The organism is Synechococcus sp. 65AY6A5, from assembly GCF_002760415.1.
Lineage (GTDB): Bacteria > Cyanobacteriota > Cyanobacteriia > Thermostichales > Thermostichaceae > Thermostichus.
The window spans coordinates 1,599,825-1,615,840 of the sequence record NZ_AXUW01000001.1; the positions used below are offsets into that span (position 1 = coordinate 1,599,825).

Annotated in this window: 17 protein-coding genes; 11 read left to right on the forward strand and 6 right to left on the reverse strand. The window is 59.8% G+C overall.

Going from position 1 to position 16,016, the window contains the following annotated elements:
- The first annotated feature begins 319 nt into the window (after positions 1-319).
- A complete protein-coding gene (rbfA, locus tag SYN65AY6A5_RS07615; RefSeq protein ID WP_011429667.1) occupies positions 320-769 on the forward strand; it encodes a 30S ribosome-binding factor RbfA in 450 nt (149 codons plus the stop codon).
- 191 nt (positions 770-960) lie between these two features.
- Here rbfA and SYN65AY6A5_RS13835 read toward each other — a convergent pair whose 3' ends face one another.
- Positions 961-1,140, reverse strand: coding sequence for a hypothetical protein (locus tag SYN65AY6A5_RS13835; RefSeq protein WP_011429666.1), 180 nt, complete (start codon positions 1,138-1,140; stop codon positions 961-963).
- Between the two features lie 153 nt (positions 1,141-1,293).
- On the opposite strand from SYN65AY6A5_RS13835, the gene SYN65AY6A5_RS07620 reads away from it, so the two are divergent.
- From SYN65AY6A5_RS07620 to SYN65AY6A5_RS07630, 3 genes are all read left to right on the forward strand, one after another.
- Entirely contained in the window at positions 1,294-1,638 is a 345-nt protein-coding gene (locus SYN65AY6A5_RS07620; RefSeq protein WP_240530492.1) for a hypothetical protein, read from the forward strand.
- 44 nt (positions 1,639-1,682) lie between these two features.
- Entirely contained in the window at positions 1,683-2,501 is an 819-nt protein-coding gene (locus tag SYN65AY6A5_RS07625; protein ID WP_099884573.1) for a pseudouridine synthase, read from the forward strand.
- Positions 2,502-2,565: 64 nt separating this feature from the next.
- A complete protein-coding gene (locus SYN65AY6A5_RS07630) occupies positions 2,566-3,441 on the forward strand; it encodes a helix-turn-helix domain-containing protein (RefSeq protein ID WP_240531011.1) in 876 nt (291 codons plus the stop codon).
- Between the two features lie 22 nt (positions 3,442-3,463).
- Here SYN65AY6A5_RS07630 and SYN65AY6A5_RS07635 read toward each other — a convergent pair whose 3' ends face one another.
- The 3 genes from SYN65AY6A5_RS07635 to trxA form a co-directional block, all read right to left on the reverse strand.
- A complete protein-coding gene (locus tag SYN65AY6A5_RS07635) occupies positions 3,464-4,144 on the reverse strand; it encodes a phosphoribosylanthranilate isomerase (protein ID WP_011429662.1) in 681 nt (226 codons plus the stop codon).
- Positions 4,145-4,166: 22 nt separating this feature from the next.
- Entirely contained in the window at positions 4,167-5,237 is a 1,071-nt protein-coding gene (locus SYN65AY6A5_RS07640; RefSeq protein ID WP_011429661.1) for an LOG family protein, read from the reverse strand.
- A 132-nt stretch (positions 5,238-5,369) separates the two neighbouring features.
- Positions 5,370-5,711: a thioredoxin gene (trxA, locus tag SYN65AY6A5_RS07645; RefSeq protein WP_011429660.1), complete on the reverse strand. Its 342-nt coding sequence runs from the start codon at positions 5,709-5,711 to the stop codon at positions 5,370-5,372.
- A 190-nt stretch (positions 5,712-5,901) separates the two neighbouring features.
- On the opposite strand from trxA, the gene sixA reads away from it, so the two are divergent.
- From sixA to SYN65AY6A5_RS07675, 6 genes are all read left to right on the forward strand, one after another.
- Positions 5,902-6,465 (forward strand): phosphohistidine phosphatase SixA, encoded by a 564-nt coding sequence (gene sixA, locus SYN65AY6A5_RS07650; RefSeq protein WP_083759151.1) that lies wholly within the window; start codon positions 5,902-5,904, stop codon positions 6,463-6,465.
- 230 nt (positions 6,466-6,695) lie between these two features.
- Positions 6,696-7,889 (forward strand): RNA-guided endonuclease TnpB family protein, encoded by a 1,194-nt coding sequence (locus SYN65AY6A5_RS07655; RefSeq protein WP_099884577.1) that lies wholly within the window; start codon positions 6,696-6,698, stop codon positions 7,887-7,889.
- Between the two features lie 31 nt (positions 7,890-7,920).
- Positions 7,921-8,046, forward strand: coding sequence for a hypothetical protein (locus tag SYN65AY6A5_RS14680; RefSeq protein ID WP_011429657.1), 126 nt, complete (start codon positions 7,921-7,923; stop codon positions 8,044-8,046).
- 156 nt (positions 8,047-8,202) lie between these two features.
- Positions 8,203-10,710: a U32 family peptidase gene (locus tag SYN65AY6A5_RS07665; protein ID WP_099884579.1), complete on the forward strand. Its 2,508-nt coding sequence runs from the start codon at positions 8,203-8,205 to the stop codon at positions 10,708-10,710.
- Between the two features lie 12 nt (positions 10,711-10,722).
- The gene (locus SYN65AY6A5_RS07670; RefSeq protein ID WP_099884189.1) at positions 10,723-11,430 is read left to right on the forward strand and encodes a polysaccharide deacetylase family protein; all 708 of its coding nucleotides are present in this window, start codon (positions 10,723-10,725) and stop codon (positions 11,428-11,430) included.
- Positions 11,431-11,467: 37 nt separating this feature from the next.
- Complete coding sequence (locus tag SYN65AY6A5_RS07675; RefSeq protein ID WP_099884191.1) at positions 11,468-12,226, forward strand: PspA/IM30 family protein; 759 nt, start codon at positions 11,468-11,470, stop codon at positions 12,224-12,226.
- A gap of 82 nt (positions 12,227-12,308) precedes the next feature.
- Here the strand turns inward: SYN65AY6A5_RS07675 and secA are convergent, their stop codons facing one another.
- Positions 12,309-15,164: a preprotein translocase subunit SecA gene (gene secA / locus SYN65AY6A5_RS07680; protein ID WP_168174260.1), complete on the reverse strand. Its 2,856-nt coding sequence runs from the start codon at positions 15,162-15,164 to the stop codon at positions 12,309-12,311.
- A gap of 201 nt (positions 15,165-15,365) precedes the next feature.
- Here secA and SYN65AY6A5_RS14685 point away from each other — a divergent pair, with 201 nt between their 5' ends.
- The gene (locus tag SYN65AY6A5_RS14685; protein ID WP_099884193.1) at positions 15,366-15,713 is read left to right on the forward strand and encodes a TatA/E family twin arginine-targeting protein translocase; all 348 of its coding nucleotides are present in this window, start codon (positions 15,366-15,368) and stop codon (positions 15,711-15,713) included.
- Between the two features lie 49 nt (positions 15,714-15,762).
- Here SYN65AY6A5_RS14685 and SYN65AY6A5_RS07690 read toward each other — a convergent pair.
- A partial coding sequence (locus SYN65AY6A5_RS07690; RefSeq protein ID WP_143597147.1) for a zinc ribbon domain-containing protein occupies positions 15,763-16,016 on the reverse strand: 254 nt, incomplete at its 5' end.

Below are 16,016 nucleotides of genomic sequence, written 5' to 3' on the forward strand. Positions count from 1 at the left end.
AGGGATCACAACTCGGCGAGGGTCATCAAATCCAGAGCGGTGGGGCGTCCCGTTCTTCAAGCTCAGGAAATGTCCTGCCATTGGGCAGGAGTCACTGGGAAGCCTGCACTCTATGCGTCAGCATGAGTGCGGGAGTACGTCACGTATTCATACTCAAGATAGGGTGGACATGGACCCAGAATAGAGGGGGAAGGAGAAGAGGCGCGTAGCATCTGCTACTGTTCTGAGGACATGGCGAGGAGAAGCTGGCACCACCTAAGGAGCCGCCGGCAACCGGCCAGAGCAAGTTTGCAGAAGATAGGAACCTAAGGACAGAAAAATGGCGACAGCGCGACGGGTGGCACGGGTAGCCGAGCTGATCAAACGGGAGGTCAGCCAAATCCTGCTCTCGGAGATCAAAGATGACCGGGTGGGGGCAGGGATGGTCAGCATTGTGGACGTAGAGGTTTCCAATGACCTGCAAAATGCCCGCATCTTCGTCAGCATCTATGGCGATGAAGCGGCCCAGCAGCAGACCATGGAGGGGCTGGCTTCCGCCACTCCCTTCGTGCGGCGGGAAATCGGTCAGCGCCTCGGCCTGCGACGGGTGCCGACGGTGGTGTTTTTGCAGGATCGCTCTTTGGAGCGGGGATCCCGGGTTCTGGCCCTGCTCAACCAACTGAGACAGCCCGCTGAGGCCCAACAACAGGAGGGATCCCACCCTGGGGTTGAGGGAAGGATGGCGGACACCCCTGGGGGTGAAGAAGACGAATTGAGCGAACAACAATAGTTGCTCGCTTTAAGAGTTGCCCACTTTCGTGCCAACCTGGGGGATCTGCGCTAAAGCTCCGCCTGCTTTGCACAAGCGAGAAAAGAACCTACCTGAATGACCAAGTGGACCGGAGAGGCCTTGGCTTCGCAGCGATGCGGACAACCTCAAAGCAATGTTGTCTCACGGAGAAGTTTTTGGATTTGTTAGGCTTAAGGAAGCCATACGGCCTTTTCCCCGGCCATCTCATCTGTACAGGGCTCAATGTCGGCGGCATGCTTACGCCAACCGGGGCCTTCTGCCCCAATGGGCAGCACCGTCGCTGCCGTAAACCGGCGAAAGGGCTGTAAAGTTGCGGTTTGTGCCTTTTCTGCCTTTTCATGGATGTTCAAAGCCCACTGCAACCGGATCCCGCTTTAGCGGGTGCTACTCCACTCCAAGCTCTGCAAGCTCTGAACCAGAGTGTTGCCGAAGCTTTGGTTTCCTGCTTGAAAGGGCAACCCCAACAAGCCACCCAGCACCTTTTACTCGCTCTGCCGCAGTTAATGGCTGCTCTGGGGGCTTTGAGGCAAAAATCTTCCGTTGGCGTCAGCGGGCCGGAGGCCTTGGTTGAGTCTACAGGCCGGGCCTCAGAAGCCAACCCCAAGCGCATCATTCACATCGAAGGCAACCGCGTGCAAGTGTGGGTGGATAACCAGATTCGGAGCAGTTGGAGCATTTGGTCGGTGGGAGATCTCAAGGAAGTCTGCCGGCTGGCAGAAGAATTTGATTGTGGCCTCAGCTATTCCCTGGGAGATAGCTCAGGGTCGAAGTCAGAAATGCTGCTATTGGCCTCCAGTCCTGCGGAACTGCCGGATCTGCTCTCGAAATCCGAAGACTCTGCTGCCTAGCAGCCCCGTTCTCCGATCGCTGTTTCTCTTGTGACCCCATGCCTATGGCGACACCCCAACGGCTCCAGAAGCTCTTGGCTCAACAGGGGCTGGCCTCCCGTCGCCAGGTGGAAACCTGGATCCTGGCCGGGCGCATTCGGGTGAACGGGAAGGTGGTCACCGAGCTGGGCTTTAAAGCCGATCCCGAACGGGATCGCGTCGAGGTGGATGGACGGGTGATCCCTTTCGGGGATCCAGCCCGCTACGTTTTGCTCCTGCACAAGCCCCTGGGGGTTTTGTCAACCTGCAAGGATCCGTGGGGGCGCAAGACGGTGCTGGATCTGCTTCCCCCGCCCTGGAACCGGCAGATCCGCCTTTATCCCGTGGGCCGACTGGATGCAGACAGCAGTGGGGCGCTGCTGCTCACCAACGATGGCGACCTGACGCTGAAGCTGACCCATCCGCGCTATCATCTGCCCAAAATCTATCGGGTGCAGGTACAGGGGCGTCCGAGCCGGGCTACCCTGCAACAGTGGCGAGACGGAGTAAACTTAGAGGGGTACACCACTCTGCCGGCAGAGGTGGAGTTCTGCCCTGCTCCCAACTTTGGGTATAGGCAGGATGCCAATTCCTCGTGGCTGAGGGTGGTTTTGTTTGAGGGGCGCAACCGGCAAATTCGGCGCGTAGCGGAGCAGCTGGGGCATCCGGTGCTCAGGCTGCATCGGGAAGCAATCGGCCCGCTGCACCTCGGAAACCTAAAGGCAGGTCAGTTCCGCCTATTGGAGCCCCAAGAGGTTCAGGCTCTGCTAGCCCCTCTTGCCGGTACCGACAGCTTGGCTCTGTTCAGAAGCGCCTCTTTGCACTCTTTCCGTCCCTCTTCATAATTAGCTGTGGGAACTGTGCGCACAATCTCACACTAGCCTCCTCTCTTCCGCAGGTAGCCGAACGATGCAAGAGTCGGAACGCTCTAAGGACTCGGTCCCGCTAACGCGATTGGAAGCCCTGGGATCCCTGTTGCGGCAAACACGAGAGGCACGGGGGCTGACGTTGACAGATGTAGCCAACGATACATTCATCCGCTCCCAATATCTGCAGGCCCTGGAGGAAGCAGACTTGAGTCGGCTGCCGGAGCCGGTTTACGTGCAAGGCTTCATTAAGCGCTATGCCAACTATCTGGGGCTGGATGGCGAGGCTTTATCTCGGCAAGCTTTGCCACTCCTATCTGCCAAAACGCCCCATGCGCTCCCTCCTCTTACTGCTGTTGGCGAACAGCCGGCCTTTGCCCTGCGCCCCTTTCACCTTTGGGCCGCCTATGTGGTGCTGGTCGTGCTGGCGGTGGGAGGGCTGTCGGCTCTTTTGGACGGCACGGGCAACCCCTTTGGGCATTGGCTGGCCAGCCTACAAAGCGGCGAGGGATCCCAGTCGCAGCCGCGAGCAGCTGACTCCCCTGGGCGCAGCCCAGAACCGACCCCTCGCCAGATGTTTCCCACACTGGATCAGTGGACGCGCATCCAGGGGGTTTTCCCCGACGTGTTGGAGGCCCCGCCGCGCAAGCCGGTGCGCCTTGATATTCGCGTGGTAGAGCGTCCCTCCTGGCTACGAGTCATTGCCGATGGACAAACCGTTTTTGAGGCCACCCTGCAGCCGGGGGCGGAGCTGAACTGGGAAGCCGAGCGATCGATTGTGCTGCGCGCCGGCAATGCCGGCGGGGTGTTGGTGACCTTCAACGACCGCGATCTGGGAGTGATGGGAAGGTTTGGAGAGGTGAAAGAGCTGATGTTTGAGCCGGGGCTAGACATTCAATCCTTCCAATCCTTGCAATAGGGATCCGGCTCGGACGGAGGGGCTAAAGGCCTTGATTGGGTTGAGGTAGGGCAGAAGCGATTTGCCACCCTTGGGATTCCAACTGCTGCAGCAGACGCCAGACTTTGTGCAGATCTTTGTCGCCCGGCTGGCGTTCCACACCGCTGGAGAGATCAATGCCGCTGGGCTGGAGGTGGCTGAGGGCCTGCAGAACATTGTCTGGGGTGAGGCCACCGGCCAGGAGCCAGGGCAAGGGCAGAGAGCGGTGGGCCAACTCTGGCCAGTTGAGGGTTTGCCCAGTGCCACCCGCACGCTGGGGGTGATAGGCGTCCAGAAGCAGAGCCTCCACACAGTCGCCGTAGAGGTGGGCTGCCTCCAGATCTGCCAGGTGGCGAATGCGCAGGGCCTTAATGCGGCGAATGCCAGGGAGCCATTCTCCCAGTTGCCGGCACTCTTCTGGCGATTCCCGGCCGTGGAGCTGAACAGCCGTGAGGCCGCCCACTTCCACCCAGGTGGCAATGGTACGGGGATCCGGATCCACAAAGACCCCCACCTTTTCCACATGGCGGGGTAGGGAGGCAAGCCAGCGGGCCTGGGAGAGAGGCAAATAGCGCGGCGTGTTGGGCACTGCGATAAATCCAAGAGCGCTCACCCCCAGCGCGGCGATAGCCTCCGCTTGATCCTGGCGGGTGATGCCGCAGATTTTGACAAACAACCGGCCCATTGGGATCCCTTCCGACAATCCCCTACTTTTGGTCGGGGCGCATTTGCAGACGATCCGGCTGTGCTGGATGAAGCGTGTTGATCCGGCGCACCATTTGCCACAGCCGTCCAAAGTTACGCTGGTTAAAGTGCATCACCAGCCGCGGCAGATGGGCAATCTCTTCCTCTGCTTCTTCCGGCAAAGCCTCGGTTTGCTCGATCCGGCCCGAGTCGAGAATGTCGGCAAACTCTTCGTTTAAGATATCCAGAGCCTGGGGCGAGAGCTTGGCATTCAAGCGCAAAACCAGCAGTTCCCGCACATAGCGATTGCTGTGAAAGATGCGATAAAAATCTAGGATCTGCTGGCAGGCGTCCCCTACATCGTCGGTTAAGGTGTATAAGAAGAGATCTTCCGGGCTGATCAGGCCGCGGCTGAGTAGATGCTCCCGCACATATTCATCCCATTCTTTCCAGTAGCAACCGCCCTTCTTGTCCACCAGCACCAAGGGCATGAGCTTGGTTTTGCCGGTTTGCATCAAGGTCAGACATTCAAAAGCCTCATCCTGCGTACCAAAGCCACCGGGGAAAAGCACCAGCGCATCGGTTTCTTTGACAAAAAAGAGCTTGCGTGAAAAGAAATACTTAAAGTTAATTACCCGATCGCTGGCGGCAATCACAGGATTGGCCATCTGCTCGAAGGGAAGCTGGATATTCAGCCCAAACGAGTTTTCCAGCCCTGCGCCCCGATTGCCGGCTTCCATAATCCCACCGCCGCCCCCCGTCAGCACCATGAACCCTCGCTGGCTGATGCAGTGGGCGAACAACTGTGCCTGGCGGTATTCCGGGCTGTCCGGCCCTACCCGTGCCGACCCAAAAACTGTTACCTTGCGCTGATGGACATAGTTCTGGAAGGCCGCAAAGCCCTGCTCCAGATCCTCAAGCGTGGCCGCTAGGATCTTAGCGTCCAGGCGGCTGAGATTCAGAGATCCCATCCGCTGCAGCGACTGCAAAACGCGCAGCCAAGCCGTCCGGTTGGGGTGATGCTCCAACTGCTTCAGACGAGTCTCGGCGTTGGAGAAAATTTCCTGGAGAAGAGAAGAAAGGGAATCAGCCAAGCCAGAATCCAGAGTTCTCTGTCATTACTTTTTACTGCAATAGGCTATCGACGCTAAATGCTACTTAGGCCTTACCCCCGGATCCAAACATAGCGCTCTGAAGCGTTGAGGGCCGCTCCTCCTGCTAGGACCTTAGCTCTCGGCAGGCGTGTCGAAGTGCTTCTCCAGAATTGTCGTTAGAGTTGCCTTGGGCACAGCGCCGACTACCACATCGACCTTCTGGCCTCCCTTGAAGAGCATCAAAGTGGGAATGCTGCGAATGCCATACTGGCTGGCAGTTTGGGGATTCTCGTCTGTATTAATTTTCACAACCTTAACCTTGCCGGCATACTGCTCGGCTATCTCCTGAACCACAGGAGCCACCATCCGGCATGGGCCACACCAGGGCGCCCAGAAATCCACTAAGACCGGAATATCGCTACGCAGCACCTCTGCCTCAAAGGTAGCATCAGCGACGTCTATTGCTGCAGACATGCTTGGAGAACTCCTGAAACAGTACATACCTGTCACTTCAAGCAATCCTATCACAACTTTCTGGGCTTTTGTTTTAGGCCGCAGCAGGCGCCTGCAATTTTCTGCCGGAGGGTCAGGCTGAACAGGCGAGCTTTTTCCAAGCCGAGCGGGGTATTCTGGACTGAAGGAGTGAGAAAGCATGCAAGGGCCGATGACATTTGAGCTCGGGCCAGAGGGAAGCAATCAGGCTGAAGCCGAGAAGCGGGCTTCCGTCCAGGAAGTGGCTGTGGATTTTATTCGCCACGGCATAGCCGAAGAAGCGCAAGCGGGAGTGGAGGACGCTTTTCGCGCCTTGACCGATGAGGGACGCAAGCGCTGCCGCAAAATTGCCCGCCAACTCAAGGATATGGGCTGGAAGTGGGATCTCCTGCTCACCAGTCCCCTTGTGAGGGCGCGGCAGACGGCGGAGATTTTTTTCGACGAGAACTTGGCCGAAGCTCTAGAAGTGTTTGAGCCGCTGGCCCCGGACGGCAGCTTCGCCGACCTGGTGCGCTGGCAGGCGGAGCGGGATCCCTTCACGTCTCTGGCCTTGGTCGGCCACCAGCCGGATCTGAGCCTGTGGATACAGGCGGCTATTGGCCTGCAGCCGGCCAATCCCCAGGCCATTACCCTCAAAAAGGCAGGCTTGGCCCAGGTGCGCTTTGCAGAAGGCCGTATCGACTATTGCCAGGGATCCCTGACGTTGTTGCTTTCTCCCAAAGTGATATTGCGCTGACTCTGCCCCCCTGATGTAGCTGTGCGAACGTGGCAGCTAGCGTTAACTTTTGTTAAGGTGGTACAAACACCCAGGCGTAGGGAGCATTTCACGATGGCTAAGATCTTCACCCCTGAATTCAACCAGTTTGAGACCATCAACGCCACTCAGCTAGAAATCGCAGGAGCCCCGCACTGTACCCGTAGGGTCAGTGTCGGGAGGAATGCGCTTTGATGAAGTACAATGAACTTATGAGCCAAGTCCTGACCATATCCTGCAAGCTCAAGGTGTCCCCGTCGCAAGCCGCCAAATTGGACGCGACTTTGGAGGCTTTTGGCCAAGCCTTGAACTGGGTCAACCAAAACACACCCGAGAAAGTCGCCAACGCCGTTAAGCTCCAGTCTCTGTGCTACCGCGAAATCCGGGCCCGGTTCGGCTTGTCCAGTAACTTGGCTCAACAGGTGTGCAGACGGGTGGCAGGCGCTCGCAAAGTGGCGAGACAGCGCAACCGTCCGGTTAAAGAGTTCAAGCGTAGGTTCGTTACCTACGACGCACGTATCTTTTCATTCCGCGAGAAAGACTGGACGGTGTCGCTGACCACGGTTGAAGGGAGAGAACGCTTTGAGCTAGCCATTGGTAACTACCAGAGGGGAATGCTGGCTGGTTCTAACCCAAAAGCTGCCACCCTAGTCCAGCGGAAGGATGGCTCCTACTACATCCAGATTTGCGTAGAGAAAAAGCCACCCAAGCAACAAGATACCGACAAGGTGATCGGGGTGGACTTGGGCAGGACGGATATTGCCCATACGTCAGAGGGGGACAACTGGAATGGACAGCAGTTGAACAGAGTCCGAGACCACTACTCCCGGTTGAGGGCGGTACTCCAACGCAAAGCCAGTAAGGGCACACGCAGTTCGCGGCGCAGATGCAGAGAACTGTTGCAACGGCTGTCTGGTAAGGAGAGACGCTTTCAGGCGTGGGTCAATCATCGCATCTCCAAAGCTATTGTCTCTAGGGCAAAAGCTACCAACAGCGCTATCGCCCTGGAAGACCTGACAGGGATCCGGGAAAGGGTCAATCAACAACCCCGCAGCAAAACCGAAAGGCGCAGGGCCAACAGTTGGGCGTTCTACCAGCTACGCCAGTTTCTGGAATACAAGGCGAGAGTTGCAGGGGTTTCTCTGGTTCTTGTGCCGCCTGCCTACACGTCGCAGACCTGTCACAAATGTTTACACATCCATCCCGATCCTGCGCAATCCTACCGCAGTGGCAAGTCGTTCAAGTGTGGGCACTGTGGATGGGAAGGGGATGCGGATTTGAATGGTGCGAATGTGATTGCGCTTTTGGGGGCTGTCGTAAACCAGCCTAGAGGTTCGGGCCTGTTTTGTTCTCTGGTAGAGCAGAACAGGCTCAGGGCTACTGAAAGCCCGCTCCGTACCGCTTAGCGGTCGGAGCCGGGTAGTTTACGCGTGGTCTTTGTTTTTTACCATCAGCGCCTCCGACCGGCTCCTGGGGGAAGACCCGGCTGTTGGCCGCTACATTACGCTGGCCCTGTTCAGTGCCATTCTCACCGGGATCCTGAATGTGCTGCTAGCGCTGTAGTTGGCGGACGGTCTGAGGCTTTCTGAGACCTCGGTCTTTTGCGTTGTCAAGGGCCCGCCGGCAGTAGGGCTTGGCCTGAGGCAAGGGGGATCCTGCTCTCAGGTTTTTTGCTTTTGAATGGGAGAGGATCCCTTGTTTTTTCTCAGGGTTCTTCTCATGAGCGCTTCGATAAGTTCCCTCAAAACCGAACGTCTGGCGGCGGCCTTGCCCGCCGAGCTGCCGCTGCTGCTTGCGCCAGCGGGGGATTGGGAGTGTGCAAAGGCGGCGGTGGAAAACGGAGCCGATGCCATCTATTTCGGGCTGGAACGGTTCAACGCTCGCCTGCGCGCCCGCAACTTCACCGAAGCGGATTTGCCGGAGCTGATGGCCTGGCTGCACCGGCGCGGGGTGCGGGGCTACGTAACTTTAAATACCTTGGTCTTTCCCGAGGAGCTGGAGGAGGCGGAACGGTACATCCGCGCGATGACAGCAGCGGGAGTAGACGCGGTCATTGTGCAGGATGTCGGCATTGCCCGCCTGGTTCGGCATCTTTCTCCCGATTTCCCCATCCACGCCTCGACGCAGATGACTGTCACCAGCGGCGTGGGAGCTGAGTTTGCCGCCGAGCTGGGCTGCGAGGTGGTGGTGCTGGCGCGGGAGTGTTCCCTCAAGGAAATAGCCAAGATCCGCGCCCATCTGGAAGAGAGGGGATCCCCAATTGCTCTGGAGGTGTTTGTCCATGGGGCCCTCTGCGTGGCCTACTCCGGGCAATGTCTGACCAGCGAAGCCCTGGGAGGACGCTCGGCCAACCGTGGAGAATGCGCCCAGGCCTGTCGCCTGCCCTATGAGCTGGTGGTGGACGGGATCCGGCGCGACTTGGGCGAGAAGCGGTATTTGCTCAGCCCCCAGGATCTGGCCGGGCTGGAGGTGCTGCCGGAGCTGGTCAAGCTGGGGATCCACTGTTTGAAAATTGAAGGCCGCCTGAAATCGCCGGAATATGTAGCTAATGTAACGCGCATCTATCGGCGGGCCTTGGACGCCTTGGGGGCAGGGGAAGCGTGGCAGCCCTCAGCCCAGGAATGGTATGAGCTGGAGATGAGCTTTTCCCGCGGCTTGTCCACCGGCTGGCTGCGGGGCATCAACAACCAGGAGCTGGTACACGCCCGTTTTGGCAAAAAGCGGGGGGTTTACCTGGGGCAGGTGCTGAAGATCGAAGGGGATCAGGTGGGGGTGCGCCTAGAAGCCCCCCTCAAGCCGGGGGATGGGGTGGTCTTTGACCAGGGAGAGCCGGAGCTGCCCGAGCAAGGAGGGCGGGTTTACTGCGTGCAGGAGAGGCAGGGGTTGGCCTGGCTCGGCTTTGCCCAGGGGGCAATTGACCTCAAACGCCTGCGGGTAGGGGATCGCCTCTGGAAAACCAGCGACCCAGAGCTGGAAAAGCGCCTGCGCCAGAGCTATGCCGGGGATCAGCCCCGCTTCCGCCGCCCCGTCCACCTGGAAGTCCATGGCCAGGCCGGACTGCCCCTGACCCTCATCCTGCGCGATGAAGAGGGCCACGTGGTGCAGGTGGATTCCCCCATGCCTTTGCAGCCTGCTCGCCAGCAGCCCCTCACCGACGAGAAGCTGCGACAGCAACTGGGCCGCCTGGGAGGTACGCCCTTCCGGCTGGGATCCCTGCACAATGCCCTGGAGGGGGAGGTGATGCTGCCGGTCAGCGTCCTCAACCAGATGCGGCGCCAGGCAGTGGAGCAGTTGCAAGCGCTGCGAGCCCGGCCCCGCCGCTGGCAGCTCAATCCTGACGCCCACTGGCAAGACCTGCTGCCTCCCCTGGAGCCAGCCGAGCCGGGATTGCCCCAGCTGGTGGTGTTGGTGCGGGAGCCAGCCCAGTTGTCGGCGGCAATTGCCTGTGGCATCCGGCAGATCTACCTGGAGTTTGAAGATCCCCGTCGCTACCGAGAAGTTATCCGCGCTACCAAAGCTGCTCACCCTGAGGTGGAGCTGTGGGCGGCCCCGCCCCGCATCACCAAGCCGGGGGAAACTTGGATTCTAAAACAGGTGCTGGCGGCAGGAGCCGATGGCTATCTGGTGCGAAACTACGACCACCTACGCTTTTTCGCCAACCAGCGCTGCATTGGCGATTTTTCCTTGAACGTGGCCAATCCCCTCGCCGCCCATTACTTGAAAACCCGCTACCGCCTGGAGCGCCTGACCGCCTCCTATGACCTCAACCACGAGCAACTGGGATCCCTGCTGGAGGCCGGCCCCGCCCACTGGTACGAGGTTACCATCCACCAGCACATGCCCATGTTCCACATGGAGCACTGCGTCTTCTGCGCCTTTCTCTCCAGCGGCACGGATTACACCAACTGTGGTCGCCCCTGCGAAAAACACCAGGTAAAGCTAAGGGATAGGGCCAATGTGGAGCACATCTTGAAAGCGGATGCCGGCTGTCGCAACACCCTCTACAACGGCAAAGCCCAGACTGGGGCAGAATATGTGCAAAAACTGCTGGATCTGGGGCTGCGCTATCTGCGCATCGAGTTCCTCCAGGAGTCTCCTGCGGAGATCCAACAAACTCTGCGTTGTTACCAGCAACTCCTTCAGGGCCAGATGAGTGGCTCTCAACTGTGGCGCCAGCTGAAGCTCCACAGCCAGCTAGGGGTAACACGCGGTTCTCTGGAAAGTTGACGAGGGACGCCCATGCTCTTTTCGCCGCAGCAGATGCTCCCCCCCGCCCTCTACCCCCTCCTGCACCGGAGCCTGAAGACTCTTTTCCCGGAGGCTCTCTGGGAGCTGCCCCCGCATCCTAAGCAGCAGGTGGCCCTTACCTTTGACGACGGCCCCCACCCGCAGCACACGCCAGCTCTCTTACGGGTTTTGCAGGAGTTTCAGGTGCCGGCCACCTTCTTTGTGTTGGGGGAACGGGTGCAGCGCTGGCCTCACCTGGTGCGGCAAATTCGCCAACAGGGCCACGAGATTGGCCTGCACGGCTGGCAGCACCGCTCCTTTACCCAGCTCAGCCGCAGCGAATTGCATAGCGGCTTGCGGCGCAGCCAAGCCGCCCTGGTGGCTGCCTGCGGCGGGATCCCAGAAGAATATCGGGCTGTGCGCCCGCCCAACGGCTTGTTTTGGCCGCAAACGCTGGTGGATCTGCGCCGCTGGGGATTCTTCCCGGTGATGTGGAGCGTGGTGCCCGAAGATTGGCTGGAACCGCCGGTGGCAGTAGTGGTGGAGCGAGTGCTGGCCCAGGTGCGGCCCGGCTCCCTCATCGTGCTCCATGATGGTGTCCAGGGGGGAGCCCAAGTAGCCGAGGTAACGCGCCAGTTGATCCCGGCCTTGAGAGAAGAGGGGTTTGACTTTGCCGGCCTGCCGGATCCCGCAGACCTTCCCAGTTGCGGAAAAGATTGAATACAGTAGGAGTCAGCCATCGACAAGGAGGCAAGCCATGGGCGCGCGCAAGATCATCTACGGCATTTTTGGGCAGCGGGCCGGCAGCGTTATTGTCGGCACTTGGAACTGGCTGTGGGGGATCCCAGTGGACAAGGGCGGCACAGGGGCGGTGATGGTGGCAGAAGAATCGCTGCGGGCCATGCAAGAAACGGTGCAACGCCTCACCGAAGCCGTCGCCACCCAGGTGGCCGCCTACCAGCGCGCCGAACAGAAATACATGCAAAAGGTGCGCGAGTACCGGGCCCTGGAGAACAAAGCGCGCCTGGCCGCCCAACGGGGGGATCAAGAAGCCGCCCGCCTGGCCATGGCAGAAGCGCTGCGCATTGAAGCGATTCTCGGCCCGCTTAAGGAGAATGTGGAAACAGCAGAGCGCTACGTCACCGCTGCCAAGCAAAAGCTGGCCCGCGAAAAAGAGCGGCTGGCGGCCTACAAGAGCGAGCTGAGCAACCTCAAAGACATCTACGAGGTGAACAAAGCCCTTGAACAGATGACCCGCGTTAACAACGCCTATAGCATTGACTCGGCCAAGTCCCAATTTGAGGCGGCCAAGAACGCCATCCAGGCTCGCCAGCTCAAGGCGCGCGCCCTGAGCGAGCTCTCCGAGGATCGCAGCGAGCAACTTGCCGCCCAACTGGACGAAATGGCCCTCGACGACGAGGTCTCCCGCCGCCTGGCCATGCTCACCGGCCAAGGAGGCGGCTCGGCCAATCTGCCCTTGCCGGATCTGGATTTCGAGAAGCGGCTTCCCCAATAGTGGGGATCCCTTCTGGCTATTGCTCCGCCTTGTCGGGGCTTTTCCTTACGCTGAGGTGTCGTTCCCAGGAGATAGGGTAAACCTAGTCCTCGGCGAAATCGGCCTCCACCACCCCACCGGTCTCGGGGCTGGCAGCCACTGCCTGCGCCGGGACGGCTTGTGCCACCTGTGGCACTTGCACGAGCTGGGGCGTGAAAACGAACAGGTTGTAGACCGTGTTGCGGCGGATGTTGTCCATCATCTCCAGGAACAGCTCGTAGCCCTCGTTCTTGTATTCGATGAGGGGATCCCGTTGCCCATAACCCCGTAGGCCCACCGCTTCCCGCAAGGCCTCCATCTGCTGCAGGTGCTCCCGCCAGAGGGTGTCCACCTGCTGCAACAGGAAAAAGCGCTCAGCCTTCCGCATCAGGCCAGGCTCAAAGGTATCCAAGAAGGCCTCTTTGGCCTCGTAGGCCATCTCCGCCTGTTTGATCAGGTGGTCTAGGATTTCCTGATAGGAGAGATCCCGCAAGTCGTCGGCCTTGAGGTTCTCTTTGAGCAGGGGCACAAACTCCTGCATCTTGGCGGTCAGCTTGTCGATTTCCCACTCTTCCGGCGGCAGCTCCGGGTTGACGTGGGCCCGCACGATCTCTTCAACGGTCTTGCGCATGTAGTCGAGGATCTTGGGTTTGAGGTTCTCCCCTTCCAGGATGCGCCGCCGCTCCGAGTAGATGGCCCGCCGCTGGTTGTTCATTACCTCGTCGTACTCGAACACCTGTTTGCGCAGGTCAAAGTAATACACTTCCACCTTGCGCTGCGCGTTCTCCAGGCTGCTGGAAAGCAGCGGGTGCTCGATGGGCATGTCTTCGTCTACCCGGAACATGTCCATCAGCTTGGCCACCCGCTCGCCACCGAAGATCTTGAGCAGGTTATCTTCTAGGCTGAGGAAAAAGCGCGAGGAGCCAGGGTCTCCTTGCCGTCCGGCGCGGCCCCGCAACTGGTTGTCGATGCGGCGGGACTCGTGGCGCTCCGTGCCGATGACATGCAAGCCCCCCAGCCGCACCACCTCCTCGTGTTCGGCCTCTGTGACCTTTTCGTACTCGGCCTTGATGCTGTTGTAGACCTCCCGCAGTTGCAAGATCAGAGGATCCTGCACCGGCGCCTTCTCCGAGGCCACCGCGATGAGATCTTCCACCACCAGCTCCGGCAGACGGTTCAACCCGTACTTGGCCACTGCGGCTGCCACCACCTCGTCCAAAGCCTGGCTGGTGCGGGCCGACAGCTCACAGGGGTAAAAGTTGGGAGAGACCACCGTCCAGGACTTTTTCGGCTTGGGCGAGGCTGGGCCAAACCCTTGACCGCCGCCCCGTCCCACCATGGGAACGGATCCCAGGGGGTTGTCGGCGTCCAGTTGGGCCAGCTTGGGCATCAGCCGTTCCCGCAGCTTGAGGCGGGCCATATACTCCGCATTGCCGCCCAAAATAATATCCGTGCCCCGCCCGGCCATGTTGGTAGCAATGGTTACAGCACCTTTGCGTCCTGCCTGGGCGATGATTTCCGCCTCCCGTTCCACGTTCTCCGGTTTGGCGTTGAGGAGGTTGTGGGGGATCCCCATTTCCTTGAGCATGGCCGAGAGGCGTTCGGATTTCTCCACGCTGGTGGTTCCCACCAAAACAGGGCGCCCCTGGGCGTGCATGTGGGCAATCTCCTCGGCGACCGCTTTCCACTTGGCGTTTTCGGTCTTGTACACCAAATCGGGGGCATCTTTGCGGCGAATGGGCCGGTTGGTGGGGATCACCGTGACTTCTAGGTTGTAGGTTTTGCTGAACTCGGCTTCCTCGGTGCGGGCAGTGCCTGTCATGCCGGAGAGCTTGGGGTAGAGCAGGAAGAGGTTTTGGTAGGTGATGGTGGCCAGGGTTTGGCTCTCGTTTTGAATCGGCACCCCCTCCTTGGCCTCCACCGCCTGGTGCAGCCCGTCCGACCAGCGGCGACCGGGGAGCACCCGCCCGGTGAACTCGTCCACGATCACCACCTCTTGGTTGCGGACGATGTAGTGGACATCCCGGATGAAGAGCTCCTTGGCCTTCACTGCATTAAAGACAAAGTGCGCCCAGGGATCCTTGGGATCGAACAGGTCGGAGACCCCCAGCAGCCGCTCCGCCGCCTCAAACCCTTCGTCGGTGAGGATGACGTTGCGGGCTTTTTCGTCCACCTCGTAGTGCTCGTCCCGGATCAGCTCCCGCGCCACCTGAGCCGCCTTGAGGTATTTTTCGGAGGGGCGGGCCATCTGGCCGGAGATGATCAGGGGAGTGCGGGCCTCGTCGATGAGGATGGAGTCCACCTCGTCGATGATGCAGTAGTTAAAGGGCCGCTGCATCACCTCTTTGATGTCGGTGGCCATGTTGTCCCGCAGGTAGTCGAAGCCCAGCTCGCTGTTGGTGCAGTAGGTGATGTCGCAGTGGTAGCTGCGCCGCTTCTCGTCGGTGGACATGCCCTCTTGCACCAGGCCGACGGTCAGGCCCAGGAAGCGGTGCACCTGCCCCATCCACTCCGAGTCCCGCCGGGCCAAGTAGCCGTTGACAGTAACGATGTGAACCCCTTTCCCGGTCAGGCCGTTGAGATAGGCAGGCAAGGTGGCGACCAGGGTTTTCCCTTCGCCAGTTTTCATCTCGGCAATCTGGCCCTCGTGCAGCACCATGCCGCCAATGAGCTGCACATCGTAGTGGCGCAAGTTGAGAACCCGCTTGGCCGCTTCCCGCACCACTGCAAAAGCCTCGGGCAGGAGATCGTCGAGGGACTCCCCTCTATCCAAGCGCTGGCGAAACTCGGTGGTCTTGGCCCTGAGCTCCGCATCCGAAAGGGAGGCGATCTCAATCTCCAGCGAGTTGATCAGCTTCACAACAGGCAGGTACTTGCGGATCTTGCGATCGTTGGGATCCCCAAGGAGCTTCTGGAGAATTTGGAGCATGGGCAAGCCTAGGCCAATCATTAAAGTAGCGATATAGCGCAATTTTACCATTCCAATTGGCTTGGCCGGCCAGCCCAGCCAAGACGGCAACAGCCCTTTGCCAAGAAAGCCCCAAGCCCTGGAGGGGGGAAAGTGCTTGCGGCCAAGGGCAAGAAGATGTCAGGCTAGGGAAGCGAAGGGATCCCAGGGCTTATGAACTTTCTAGGCGTTGGACTGCCGGAAATGCTGGTTATCTTTGCGGTGGCCCTCTTGGTGTTTGGGCCGCGCAAGCTGCCGGAGATTGGCCGTGCCCTAGCCAAAACCTTGCGCAGCTTGCAGGATGCCGCCAGAGAGTTTGAGGCCCAGTTAACCCAGGAAGCCGAGGAGCTGGAAAAGGCCGCCCGCACAGCCGCTCCCAAGGGCGCCAAAACAGCAGCTCCAGCCCCAACCCAAACCAACTCGACCGGCACAGCCGACCCGTCCACAAAGCCGGCTGCCGAAGCAGAGCCTGTGGCCGCCGCATCCCCGTCCGAGGGCTCGTCAACGGCGGATGCTGCCTAGTCTATGCCCCGCTGCAACCTGCTCTGTTTCGGCGTGACATCCTCTCCCGCTAAGCCCTGACGGGCTGTAGACGGGAGCTTCCGAGAATCACTTCCCGGAGTTGCTGCTTCAACGGACTGGTAAACCAGGATCCTCCACAGCCAGAGAGCGGCAGTCCCACCGCCCTGAGTCCTCGCTTCAAAATCTCGATAGCAGCGTTCAAGTCTCTGTCCCACGACCCGCAACGAGGGCAATCATGCACCCGTTCCGACAAGGCCTTGGGAACACGCTCCTCACAAACACAACAATTTTGGGACGTACCAC